Source organism: Spiroplasma endosymbiont of Lariophagus distinguendus (genome assembly GCF_023846195.1).
Classification (GTDB): domain Bacteria; phylum Bacillota_I; class Bacilli_A; order Mycoplasmatales; family VBWQ01; genus Spiroplasma_E.
In genome coordinates this window covers 64,802-79,222 of record NZ_JALMUW010000001.1, presented here as the reverse complement: position 1 = coordinate 79,222, position 14,421 = coordinate 64,802, and the positions used below count along the sequence as shown (strand labels likewise).

At 24.6% G+C, this 14,421-nt stretch carries 8 protein-coding genes; 1 reads left to right on the top strand and 7 read right to left on the bottom strand.

Translation table 4 applies throughout. From position 1 onward, the window contains the following. The 7 genes from M0D11_RS00435 to polA all read right to left on the bottom strand — a co-directional run. The coding region (locus M0D11_RS00435) for a hypothetical protein (RefSeq protein WP_252319028.1) at positions 1 to 578 on the bottom strand (578 nt) is incomplete at its 3' end. A gap of 9 nt (positions 579 to 587) precedes the next feature. Next, entirely contained in the window at positions 588 to 1,778 is a 1,191-nt protein-coding gene (locus M0D11_RS00430; RefSeq protein WP_252319026.1) for a phosphoglycerate kinase, read from the bottom strand. Positions 1,779 to 1,904: 126 nt separating this feature from the next. After that, positions 1,905 to 2,912, bottom strand: a complete 1,008-nt coding sequence (gap, locus tag M0D11_RS00425) for a type I glyceraldehyde-3-phosphate dehydrogenase (protein ID WP_252319025.1) — start codon at positions 2,910 to 2,912, stop codon at positions 1,905 to 1,907. A 180-nt stretch (positions 2,913 to 3,092) separates the two neighbouring features. Beyond that, the gene (locus tag M0D11_RS00420) at positions 3,093 to 4,025 is read right to left on the bottom strand and encodes an ATP-binding protein (RefSeq protein WP_252319023.1); all 933 of its coding nucleotides are present in this window, start codon (positions 4,023 to 4,025) and stop codon (positions 3,093 to 3,095) included. Positions 4,026 to 4,070: 45 nt separating this feature from the next. Continuing rightward, entirely contained in the window at positions 4,071 to 5,192 is a 1,122-nt protein-coding gene (locus tag M0D11_RS00415; protein ID WP_252319021.1) for a DnaD domain protein, read from the bottom strand. A 172-nt stretch (positions 5,193 to 5,364) separates the two neighbouring features. Further along, the gene (mutM, locus tag M0D11_RS00410) at positions 5,365 to 6,195 is read right to left on the bottom strand and encodes a DNA-formamidopyrimidine glycosylase (RefSeq protein ID WP_252319020.1); all 831 of its coding nucleotides are present in this window, start codon (positions 6,193 to 6,195) and stop codon (positions 5,365 to 5,367) included. A 67-nt stretch (positions 6,196 to 6,262) separates the two neighbouring features. After that, complete coding sequence (polA, locus tag M0D11_RS07075; RefSeq protein WP_252319019.1) at positions 6,263 to 8,887, bottom strand: DNA polymerase I; 2,625 nt, start codon at positions 8,885 to 8,887, stop codon at positions 6,263 to 6,265. Positions 8,888 to 14,138: 5,251 nt separating this feature from the next. Here polA and M0D11_RS00400 point away from each other — a divergent pair. After that, on the top strand, positions 14,139 to 14,405 hold the full coding sequence (locus M0D11_RS00400) for a hypothetical protein (protein ID WP_252319018.1): 267 nt from the start codon (positions 14,139 to 14,141) through the stop codon (positions 14,403 to 14,405). Positions 14,406 to 14,421: the final 16 nt, after the last annotated feature.

The following is a 14,421-nucleotide window of genomic DNA, read 5'->3' as shown; positions in this document are numbered from 1 at the left end:
AATTCTGTATTTAATGTCATTAATTGTTTACGAAATTTTTCATAAAACATTGTTCAAAATAATCAACTCATAGTAATAATAAGTAAGCTAAGGAAACTAAAAATTGCTAAGATTTCCTTGTTAATATTATTATTTTGAATTGGAATGTAATATAATAAAGCACAAATAATAGTAATAATAACACCATTTATAAAAAATAAATTAATAATTGGTAGAGCTAAATTACTTCATTTTTGAGAATTATTTTTTCACTTAATAACAAGTACACTACTTAAAGTTTGATATTTATTTCAAGTAGTAGTTTCATTAAAATCACGACTTTTTAATTTTAAAATATTTTTTTTAAAATTATAGTTAAGATATTTAAAAGTAAATTTACTTTTAACTATTTGACAATTAATATTTTCATTGGATAATGCTTGTTGATAGCTAGGTTTTAATTTAGTATCATTTTTTTTAGTTTTTAAAATAATAATTAATCAAAAAATAAATTGGAATAATTGAAATATTAAAACCATCGTAATTAAAAATAAACTAATAAGAATAAAAACACTTGTTGTTTGATCTTGAGTAATCATATATTTTCACTATTTATTTTCTATAGCATTAATACCAGGTAAATCCTTACCTTCTAGATATTCTAATGAAGCACCTCCACCAGTTGAAATATGGCTAAATTTATTTTCATATCCAAATTTAACTGCTGCTGCTGCACTATCACCACCACCAATTAGTGTAAATGCACCTTTTAATTGTGAAATAGTTTTACAAATATTTTTTGTTCCATTAACAAAGTTACTCATTTCAAAAACTCCTAATGGTCCATTTCAAAAAACAGTTTTAGCATTAATTAAAGTATTTTCAAATAATTTAATTGTTTTTGGACCAATATCCATTCCTTCATATCCATCATCAATGTTTTCATTATTAGTAATTTTACCTTTGATATCCTTAAATTCCGGAGCAATTACAAAGTCAATAGGTAGTATTAATTTTTCTTTTCCTAATTCAATAATTTCTTTAGCAATATCAATTTTATCTTTTTCTAATAATGAATCACCAATTTTATAATTCAATGCTTTCATAAAAGTATAAGCCATACCACCACCAACAAGAACTTTATCAGCTTTTGTTAATAATTGTTTGATAACATCAATTTTATCTGATACTTTAGCACCACCAAGTACTGCTATGAAAGGATGTTCTGGATTAACAGTGATTTTATTAAGCATTGTTAATTCTTTTTCGATTAATAAACCAACACAACTATTTTTGATATTAGTAGCAATACCAACGTTAGATGCATGAGCACGGTGTGCAGTACCAAAAGCATCATTAACAAATACATCACCTAAATGTGCTCAATATTTACCTAATTCGGGATTATTAGTAGATTCTTTATTACCATTTAAATCTTCAAAACGAGTATTTTCTATTAAAAGTAATTCTTTGTTTTTAAGATTATTAATAGCTGTTTCAAGATTTGTACCACGAGTTTCATTAATGAATATTACATTTTCTTTTAAGATTTCACTTAGTCTTTTTGCAACAGGTGCTAAAGTATTCTTCGCTTTATCAGCCTCAGATTTAATTCTTCCAAGATGTGATAACATGATTATTTTTGCATCTTGATTTTGTAAATACTTAATAGTTTCGATGCTTGCTTTTATTCTTGTATCATCGGTAATTTTACCATTTTCTAATGGTACATTGAAGTCAAAACGAACAATAACTTTTTTATTTTTAAAATCAAGATCCTTTAATGTTTTTTTATTCATATAATTTTCATCTCCTTTTTTCATATTATAATTTTAATATATTTTTAAAGCTATTAATAAAAATGCATCTTGTAATTGGTAAGATGCATTTTTGTAGTTTAATATTTTAATTAAACTATTTAAAAATTATTTTAGCTTTGCTAAGTGTATTACTGTTCTTACTAATTGCGATACATATGACATTTCATTATCATATCAAGCAAAAACTTTAACAATTTGTTTGCCTTCAACTTCAATAACTTTTGTTAATGTTGCATCAAAAATTGAACCAAAACTTGAACCAATAATATCAGTTGAAACAATTGGATCTTCATTATAAGCAAATGATTCGCTACTATGTTTTTTCATTGCTGCATTAACTTGTTCAACAGTAACATTTTTCTTTAATTCAATTGTTAAATCAACAATTGAACCAGTAATAATTGGAACACGCATTGCTGAACCATCTAGTTTTCCTTTAACAGAAGGGATAACTAAACCAATAGCTGCAGCAGCACCTGTAGCTGCAGGAACAATATTAGACATAGCACTACGTCCTCTTCTAAAATCTGAATGTTCTAAGTCTAGTAAACGTTGGTCATTAGTTGCAGCATGAACTGTTGTCATTCATCCCTTAATAATTCCAAATTCTGATTCTAGAGCATGAACAACAGGAGCAAGACAATTAGTAGTACATGAAGCACCAGAAATAATATTATCAGTATTTTTTAGAATATCATGGTTAACATTATAAACAATAGTTTTTAAGTCTCCTTTAGCGGGTGCTGAAATCACAACTTTTTTAGCTCCAGCATCAATATGTGCTTGTGCTAATTCTTTTGTTGTAAAACGTCCAGTTGCTTCAATTACGATATCAACATCATTGGCTTTTCATGGTAATGCTTTTGGGTCTTTTTCTTGACAAACTTTAATTATTTTACCATCAACATTAATAGTATTTTTTGATTTGTCTGCTTTGATTTTTCCATGTTTTCAAGTTCTATGTGCTGAATCATATTGTAATAGATATGCTAGAGCTTCTACATTTCCTAAATCATTGATAGCAACAATATCAATTTCTTTTTTGTCAAATAATTGACGAAAGGCAATGCGCCCAATGCGCCCAAATCCATTAATTGCAATTTTAATTGCCATTATTAAGTCACTCCTTTTATGTGTTTGTTTTTTATATTGATTAATGACTAGGTATATTATAAACAAATATTGTTAATATTTGTCATAAAATATGGATTTATTTATAAAACATTTATTTTATTAGTAAATTATTTCCTTTATTTTAATTATAGTTTTCATTATTTTATTTTTTTATGAAATTTATATTGGTATATATTCTATTTCATTATTAATATTGTCAATATTTTTATTATTTTCAATGGTAGTTTGTGATTCTTCAATAGTTAATTCAATTGGTATAGTTAAAGTTTGAATACGTTCTAATAAACGTTTAACTTTAATTTCTTCTGATTTACTATTTTTTAAATAATAATGTTGATATAGTTCACTAATACTATAGTTAGAATTAATAAATGTAGTTTTTAATGGTAAAATTCGTGCATTAAGAATACTAAATAATAATTCATCACGCTCTCAAGCGCTAACAGTTTCACCGCCTAAATCATCAATAAATAATAAGTCACATGATTTTAATTGTTCAATTTGCTGATTAGTATCAGTATCATTTTTAAAACTTTTTTTAATGTCCATAACAAATTCAGGTCATACAATAAAACAAACAGTTTGATTTTTTTGAATTAATTTATTTGCAAATAAGATAAAAATAAAAGTTTTGCCACTACCTGTGTCACCATATAAGTATAAACCTTGATAACTTTTGTGTTTTAAAGATTGATGTAAATACTGGATGATTTCTTTTCTTGCATTAGTTGAGGCATTAAAATTTTTACTTCATGAAAGTGATAAAAGTTTATCATCATAGTATTTAATTAAAAAATTATTATGTACTTGTTGTTGGACAGATCTATTAATAGAATGAAGACAATCCGTTAGTACTAAACTTATTTTTTGATTAGGTAACATTACTAGTTTATAACGATATCCTTTAACATTTTGTAGACATTTGCTAAGATTCTCTCGTTTTTTACATAAATTGTAGCTATCAATATAAGTTTTTAATAAATCAACATATGGTTCTAGTTTGCTGTTAGTTAAGTTGCTTTTTTTAATAAAGTCATGAAGTTCAGCATTATTAATGTTTTCTTTTAAGATAGTTGTCGCTTTAAGTTTCATGATAATCATTTCCTTACTTAATAATATTGTTTTTTAATAATTAAATTAATGAGCATCAAATTCCTTTAAAATATTATTTATTTCTTCTTGAGTTAATGTTATATCTTTTTTATTAATATTATCAACCTTATATTTTTTAATTAATTTTTTATTGAAATTATTTGTTGTTGATTGTTCTGTAGTAGATCATAATGATTCTTGTTGAAATTGTTGCTGTGGATTTTTTTTGCTACGAGCATAAGCAAGTTTTAAATGAGATAAAGCATCATCAATACTATTAATTTGATTTTCTTGAAATGTTTCAGCAATTTTAATAATATAGTTTGGTTCTAAACGTTTATTATTTTTAAATCAAACGTATTCAATTAAGCAGTTAATTACAGCATTATTTAATTGAAAGTTATTAGTTAATATTTCTAGTGTTGTTTTTAATTTATCAGTTGGTATTTTACCAGTTAAATTTTTTAAATATTCTTCAGGTAATTTTTGTTGCATTAAATTTAATGTGGTATTAATAACATCAGAATTATCTTTAGATATAATTGTATTACCATTAGAATTTAAATTAACTTTCATAGTGTTAATTTGGTTTTTATTTTGAAATGAATAAATTGGTCTAGAAATTGATGTTTGTTCTTGTTTAGCATAAATATTATTAAGTGCTGTTTTTAATTTTAAAGATTGAGGGATAGTATTTTCCTGTTGAGTAATATTAACATAATTTTCTGTAATTTCAATATCATTTTTCAAAAAATAAAATTTTTGTCTTTCGTAATTTAAAGTTCCTAATTGTTTAAGTAGTTCTGAGTTTAAATGGGTATTAGCAAAAAAATCATCAGCAGATAAGGGAGAACACAATTGATAAATGTAAGTAGATTTTAAAGAATAGTAGTAAGTATTAATAAGGTTAACAGATTCAAGTTGTTGGAAAGCAACAAGTAATTGAGTGGAAGTTATTTTTAATAAAGATTTAATTCGTCCATGATTGAAATCAAGATTAATACGTTTTGTTAATAACTTTTCTTGAACTAAAGTTAAATATAAATTTATTGCTTCAATACCAATTATTGGTTGATATAACATAAATAAAATTTGGTAATCTTCGTTACTAATATATTCTGATTGGTTCAACTTAAAAATATCAATATCATTTATTGTTCTGTTCATATTCATTCCCTAACTTTCTTTTTACTATCCATTTCTTTCATGGTATGATAATTATATGCACATAAAGAATATAAATAAAGTGAAATGATTAAAACACATACTTATCCACATTTATTCCACTTTTTTTTATTAAAATATTCTTTATTAATATATACTTTTGAGTTTTCCACAGTTAATATTTAATTTGACAGTGATTACAAAAGTAAGTTCCGCGAAGGTTTATTTTTATTTTTTTGATAATAGTATGGCATTTAAAACAAGGCATTTTTGCTCTAGTATGAACTTGTAATTCTTGTTGATAGTAACCTGTTACACCAAGGCTTGAAGTATAACTACTAATTGTTGATCCACCAAGTTTTATTGATTTATCAAGCACAAATCTTGCTTTATTAATGATTTCTTGTAATTGTTTAAGTGTTAAATTTTTAGTAATACTTTGTGGATGAATACTAGCATAAAATAATACTTCATCTGCATAAATATTTCCTAAACCACTCATAACATTTTGTTCTAATAATGTTGCTTTAATACTTTGACTTTTATTTTTTCATTTATTTTTTAAATATTCAGCAGTAACATTTTTATTAAAAGGTTCTGGACCAATATTAATATAAGGTTTTATGTTTTGATATTCATTTTTAGTTTGCAAATGAAAGGTTCCAAACTGTCTTGTGTCATGATATCTTAATTCGTATTTATTGTCTAATTCTAATATTAATAAGACATGTTTTCAATTTATTGATTGATTATTTTGTTGAAAATAATATTTTCCTTCCATTCGTAAATGACTTAATAATACATAATCATCTAATATAAATATTAATAATTTACCAACTCTTTGAACATCATTTATTGTTTGTCCAATAATTTGTTTTGTGAATTGTTCAATACTTGGTGTTTTGATAATTTTATTTAAAAGAATTCTAACACCAATAATTTTATGATTAGTTAAAAGTGGTTGTAAAGTTTTGCGAACAGTTTCAACTTCGGGTAATTCTGGCATTTTTATTTTCCTTCCAATAAAATATAATAAACTAATTTATTTTAAATATTAATAAATTTTTAAAAATTTATTTTAATTCAAATCAGTTATCACCAATACTAGTATTAATTAATAAGGGAACTTTTAATTTAGTAACATTAGACATAATTTTAGTAATTTTAGTAATAACATCATTAACTTTATTATCTTCAACTTCAAAAATTAATTCATCATGAATTTGTGCAATTAATATTGCATCAATATTTTGTTTTTTTATTTCTTCATAAATTTTATTCATTGCTAATTTTAAAATATCAGCAGCACTACCTTGAATTGGCATGTTCATTGCTATTCGTTTACCAAAATTTTGAATCACCTTATTTTTATTTGTAATTTCCATTACTTCTCTTCTACGATTAAAAATTGTTTGAACGTATCCATTTTTTTCACAAAAATCAATTATATTATTAATATAACTTTTAATTTTTGGAAAAACCGAAAAATATTTATTAATAAATATTTTAGCATCTTCAACTTTAATTCCTATTTGTTGTGATAAACCAAAACTAGAAATGCCATAAACAATGCCAAAATTAATAGCTTTTGCATTTTGTCTTTGTTCGTTAGTAACTTCTGCTAAAGGTATATTTAATATTTTACTTGCAGTTTCGCGATGAATATCATGCTTTTGTTGAAAAGCTTTAATTAAATTTTCATCTTCACTAATATGAGCTAATATTCTTAATTCAATTTGCGAATAATCACAGGATAGTATTTTAGTATGTGGTTTGCTTGGAATAAAGATTTTGCGAACTTCTCTTTGTTCTTTATCGCGAATACTAATATTTTGCATATTAGGATCTAATGAAGATAACCTGCCAGTACTGGTTTGTACTTGATTATAAATGCTATGAATTTTACCATCATCAAAAATATATTTTTGTAAACCAAGTAAGTAAGTGGAATATAATTTTTGTAATTTACGATATTCTAAAAGAATATCGATGATTGGATGTTGATTTTTTAAACTAATTAAAACTGCAAAAGCAGTACTACCTTTTTTATAATTAGGTAATTTTAATTCTTTAAATAAGTATTCACTAATTTGTTTTGGTGAATTTGGATTTAAATTACTATTACTTTCTTTTTTAATTTGTAATTCTAAATCTTGGATTTTTAGTAAAGTTTTATTAGTTAGTAGTTTTAATTTTTTTTGATCAATGTTAACACCATTACACTCCATATTTACTAATACAAAAGCAGCAGGTAGTTCAATCTCTTGATATAAATTTCAGTTATTAGTATCTTTTAATTTTTTTATAAGAATGAGATGAGAATCTGTTAAAAAATTTAATTTTTTTTCTAAAAAAATAGCTATTTCTTTTTCATCATTGGGAATATTTTTTTTAATACCTTTGCCATAGAAATCATCAGCGCTTAAATTATCTTTAACATTGACATTGAGCATAACAGCAATGTTTTCTGGTAATATTTTTTCATTAGCATAAAGAAGGTAAGCAGCTAACATATGGTCAAAAATAATATTATTTATTATTAATTTTAAACGTAGTCCTGCGATAATAACCTTTTTTAAATCTCAAGTTATTTTTTGTAGTTTTTTATTTTGTAAGAAATGTTGAAAATTAGAACAATTAATTGCATTAATTTTATTAATATAAAATGTTCCTTTTTCATTTTTAATACCAAAACCAATAATATTATCGCGATTATAATTATCACCAAAAATTTCTAATCATAAGTAATTTGAATCACAATTTCATTCTTGACTTCACTTATTTATAATTTGAACGTGAGATGTACTATTTTTATTAGTTTTAGGATTAGTGTCTTGTGTTAATAAAGAGTTCATATTATATTGTTTGTAAAAGTCTTGTAACTTTTCATTATTTAAATTTTCAACATTATAATTAAACGTTTCTAAATTACCAGTAATTGGTGTATTTAAATTAAGTTGTGCTAGTTGTTTACAAATAATACCATTATTAAAGTTAAGTTTAATTAGTTTACTAACATTTGGTTTTAATTGTTCTACATTTTCAATAATGTTTTCTAATGTGTCATATTCTTTTAATAAACTAATAGCAGTTTTTTGACCAATTCCTTTAATGCCAGGTAAATTATCAGAACTATCACCCATTAATCCCTTTAAATCGGTAACTTGATAAGGTAATAATTCATATTCTGATTGAAATGTAGAAATAGTAATAACCTTTAAATCACTCATCCCTTTTTGTGGATTAAGAATTTTAATATTGTTATCTAATAGTTGTAATAAATCTTTATCACTACTCATAATATCAATTTGATAATTACTAGCAATTTTATTTTTAACAATGCTGCCAATAATATCATCAGCTTCATAATTATTTATTTGTCCCCAAGGAATTTGTGCTAAGTCTAAAAAAATTTTAACTAAATTAAATTGTTCAATTAACTCAACCGGAGTTTCACTTCTTTTTCCTTTATATGTTGCTAAAGTTTCATGACGAAATGTTTTACGACCAGCATCAAATGCAACAAAAACACTAGCATAGTTGTTAGATTTTAAGTACTTAGTCAACATTCTAATAAAAGCATAGACGGCATTAGTTGGAATACCCTGTAGCGAATGTAGATTAACTCCTTGGTATGCAGTAGCATAATATGCTTTAAATAATAAATTGTTACCATCAATAATTAATGCTTTTTTCATTTATTCACCTAATTTCATAAAATTATTATAACAATAAGTAAGTATAACTTCATATAAAATTAAAACGGACTTCTCCCCACATGTACTTGTGGAGGAAACAATGAAATTGAATGAGTTCAACAATACTTTTCAAACAGAACAAGATTTGGCAGCTGAAAAATATATGGTAAGTTGAATAAAAATAAATGTATCAGTGTAAGAGACATTTGATTAAGAAGAATAAGATGTTGAAAATATTTAATATTTTAGTATTCTTCAGGCACCATTTTTATAAGTCACAACATTCTTGAATTCAAGGTTTTTATATCTCATCTTTAGATGAATAACACCAAACATGGAATCTACCAACCAGATGTTGCAAAGAATTTATAGTAAAATCTCTTTGAAAACGTTGAAGATCAATATCAAACTGAACTAAGGTAAAAGGTATAATAGAAGGCGAGGCATAAAAATGATAAATGTATCTTTCACATATGGGTTTTAAAAAACAAGCAAGATCCTTGCAGAATAAACTGATTGTTGGTATTTATGAAAAACAACCAATAAATCAATTGTAGGCGCTGAAAATGCAAAATCTTTTGCAGCTTGTAAGAAACCACATTTCTTCAAAGTGTCATGTACATACTGTCAATATCGAGTGAAAATTTCCAGATATTAACAAAAAAATTAAATTATTTTGGTGTTACACTGTTAAATAAACACAATCTAAATAATCTTGTAATTTAATCTGTTTTTAATATAGAATTTTTTTTGCAGAATGAATTAATTAATATAAAGTTTTTTTGACCTATTGCTTGACTCCCCCAAAAATAGAGCTTTTTATTTTGAAAGGATGAAAAAATGAATAAAATTACAAGAAATATGAATTAACTAATAAAGAATTTGATAGTAACACAAAAACACAAGGGAAAATATTGTTGAATATGTAGGGAAGTCACCTTAAAAACAAAAGATTAGCAAATTTAAAATTAGTTATTAATATTATACTCTCTCTCACATAAATTTGTGAGAATAATGAAACAGAATGGAGGTTCAATAATAACAAATATATCAGCATTGTCATACACAGGGTGAAAGGTAAGCTGTTGAAGGAAAATAAATGTATCAGGTGCTGAACAAATTTGAATACTTGATTTAAGAAGAATAAGATGTTTGAAATGTCATCAAACATTTAGTATTCTTCATGGCACCATTTTTTACAAGTCATAAATACTCTTTGAAATCTTGGTTTTATCTCATCTTAGATGAATAAACATCAAACATGGAATTCCATCACTGATGTTATTAAATAGTGCCGCAAAGAAAATAATAATGGGAATAATAATCGACAAGAGGGCGAAGAAAGGATGAAATGTATCTTTCACATGTTTTAAAAACAAGGAAGATCCTTATGAACAAAACCTGATTGTTGGCATTTATGAAAAAACAAACCAATAACGACTGCAGCATTGAAAACGCCCAACTTTCTTTGAAAGAAACCAATTTCTTCCAAAAAGCATGTAATTGATTTTGAAAGGATATTGCGATTTTAAATCGGTTTTCATCACATGTATAATACAAAGGGGGCCATAATCAAACAACGGGAAATATAGAAATGATACCAAAGCTATGGGATAATACAAAAATATATAGATATTTTAGTTTTAATTAATTATGATTTAAATGGGATAGTCTAGATAGCTTTTTCAGCATTTATGTGATGAAACTGGGTGTGAAAGATAAGGATAGTGCCTAATATTAAAAATATGATAAAATCTATTGATAAAAATAAAATAATTAAAGGAAAAAGATTGAGGTATTATCAAAAAGAACCTTTTGGAAATATTAAAAGTGAAAGAACTATACATAATAAAATCAAATAGTAAAATAAATAGATTAATAAATTGACAGTAACTTTCTTATTAATTTAGAATAATGAATCAAACCCACACAAAATGTAAAGAGAAAATAGTTTAGAAAAGAAATTTGAATACCAATTGTTTTATATACAACTGGGATTAAAATTTATAGTTTATATTCACAAATAAACTATATGAACTTCTTACTTAGGGAATTATTAAGATCCACATTTTCAAGGAGATTTTCATTGTATATAAACTCTTTTTGGTTTTACAATCTTTGGATACTTATTTTAAAGTTTCATTTCTTTTTAGTTCATACATTTGATTATTAACTAAGATATAAGTCATTAATAAATTATTTACAATTACATCAGTTCTAGGTTGTATATATTGAACTTTGTTATTTTTATAAGGAAAATATTTTTTACTATAATATGTTATAGTTTGAACCACTATCTGTTTTTTCTGAAAAATCTTAGAAAGACAAATATTTATTTCTTCTTGTGTAGGCTTTTAATCATAGTGTATTTACATTAATTAATAGGAAGTACAAAACCACATAAAAGCCTATGTACGTTTTAAGAAATGCCACATTGTTTCAAAGTTTTAGAATCTGATATTCTAAATGCTGAGAACAGAATCGACTCTCGAAGTGTTCCAAAGAAGAACCAATGAATCTGACCCTTAGCTTGTGGAACTGAAGTTCCAATTCATTTTAACACCTAAACACACACACATATTTTGTAACTATATGCTGCCATTTTCAGTTTATTTTAATCCAACGATTTTTTCTTATATCCAAAACTGTCTTGTTATCAGTATTAAAATGCTTTTGGTGTGCCACATTTAATAAAAACTGATGAAATAATATTATAATAATCATCATAACATACAACAATTATAGAGTTCTTTCTTGTGGAAGTGATCATCACATGATGACCATAGCATGGAAAACGCTTGTTTCGATTGTCATCAACTAATTAATGCATATGTCATGATCGAATCAGACCACCAAATATTGATGTTGATGAAGTTATTTTCATTAGCTGGTGAATAGCTTTTTTAATTACATAGTAAATAGGAATATATAGATTTTTTTCTTCATTAATGAATTTAAATGAAATGCTTGAAAACTAAACTGTAGATATCAGCTTACACAAGAATGATGAATCAATTAGACTGAGTGAAGAGATGAATCTTTATCACGGATTTATGAATAAACCTGACTTTAATTCTCTCTATAAATGAATACGAAGGAATGGGAAAGAAAAGATATATGCATTGATGCTTTATATACCTTAATAGTATTACCTGCTGATAACCCATATATTTTCACAGAGTCAAAAAAAGTCCAATAATGTTAACAAAGGTATTTGACCTACTAAATTTTTACTGATGTTCAACAGAAATTTAATCCTGATAATATGTAAGTGTCATGTGTGATACTGATTTTGAAAAGGATATTATAGATTTTAACTGAGTTACAAATATATCACTAAATAAATTAAATGTCAAACCAACTATAATATGTAGAGGAATATTATTTAAAAACATACATAATGTTAAATATCATGTCTATTTATATAAAAGATTTTTGCATATAAAACTAGAAGATACTCAGTTTAAACTTCCATATGCTAATATTTTGATTTAAAATGTGAGTAGTCTGTAGATAGGCTTCTTTCAGCAGAATTATATGAATATCTGTAAATTAAAATAGTATATAAGGTAGAAAATAATTAAAAATGATATAGTAAAAAAAAATGTGATTTTCTTTTTTTTTCTTACAACAGAATAATAAATTTGAGTTACAGATTTAACTTGGGTAGTAGAAACATATAAATTATATAATAGGTTAACTTAGATATATGATTAGAGTTCTTGTAATTAATATTTAAACACAAGATATTTATAACAATCCTTAACTTTTATTATAATATCTCAATTTTAATTTTTAAATTCATTTTTCTTTTTATATATAAAAACAATAGCTGGAAAGCTTTGTCTACACAAGAATTACATAGTTTATGTTATGTACATACAGTCATTTACAAAAAAATGGGGGTTATTTATAATAAACTAAGGTTATTGGGGTTGCAGAGTTTAAATTAGGGGTTTAGATTAATTTAAATTTTTATATTAAAATATTAGAATTGAATGTTTGATATATATTACCTTAATTTTAAATAGATCTAGCTATCTAAATCCTTTATAAGAATAATAACAAATAATATTTAAATGTAAGAAATTTCAATACACTTTAGAAATAATTTATTTTCAGCAAAATATATTCATACTATGTTTTTTATTTTAAATATTTTGAAAATTGCACACTTTATTCATTTATTTAGCTAGATGTAAATATTAGTGCATTAATGGAGTGTTTATTGTTAGTAAAAATTTTTTACATATTATGAAATTTACATCTAATAAAAGTAATAAAACAAAATATGGGTTAACCTTATAGTCTTTATAGTTTTAATTTTAGTTATAAAAATTTCTTAAAAAAATTATTTAAAAAATAAAAAAGATATATAATGATGTCGAATATAGAATATGGCTTTTCTCCTTTATGTACTATTTTTTAAATTTTATCACAAATGCTGAGAAAGCCTATCTACGGACTCTCTCCTCACATCCCAATCAAACATACATTGCTACTTCAAACCAGAGATCATATTGAACTTATATGTGAGCTTTCTTTGCTATAAATGAACATGATGTTTTGCAACTTTGATGCGTGTTTAAAATGTTCTTCTATATGTTTTCAAACTGATTCAACGGTTGGTATTTACACCGAAGCTTTGAAATATGTTTATCTTGATGATTGACTGTTTCATGTTTAGTGAAACCGATTTAAAATCGCAATATCCTTTTCAAAATCAGTATGTATATGACACTTTGAAGAAATGTGTCTTCAAACAAACTGCAAAAGATTTTTATTGCATTTTTCAATACTTTCACAATTAATTTATTGCTGTTTCATTACCAACAATCAAGGTTTTATCTACCAAGGATCTTCCCGTTTAAAACTATATGGGAAAGATACATTTCATCCATTTGCACTATGCCTCAACAATAAATTGTGATTCTTGTTTGAACATCTAGAATAGCAGACAGAATTGTAACCTTTGTGTTAAAATACTTTAAGGAAGGTGTCTATTTTTTATGGCCAAATGATTACTGTTATGCTAAAATAAATAAAAAATAAGTAAAATTAAAGTAATTGATAAACCGCACTAGAGTATAGACACGATCAATAAAAGAATGAATTAAAGCTATTATAAATTCATTAGGAAAAAGGTTTAGAATATGGCCTGAGACCACAAACCGTTGCCAAAAGAACAGGTCGACTCAATCTTTAAATTTTAATGAAATGACAAAACAAGAATTAATTGAATATATTGAAAATGAACGATATAAAAGTATTTAGAAAAATCGACAAAAGAAGAACATTTTGTGATTTTCATTGAAAAAAATATCAGATTAGTTATTTATGTTGATTATTAAATGTTTCAAAATCAGGATATTATAAGTGAATTAAGAATGGAATGAATGAATTTAATAAATGAGATACATTTTTAGCTAATATAATTAAAAATATTTTTTATGAATTTCAAGAAATTTATGGTTATAAAATGATAACTTTATGAATTAACAAAATCTTTATAATTTAAAATTAAAATTTGCTAT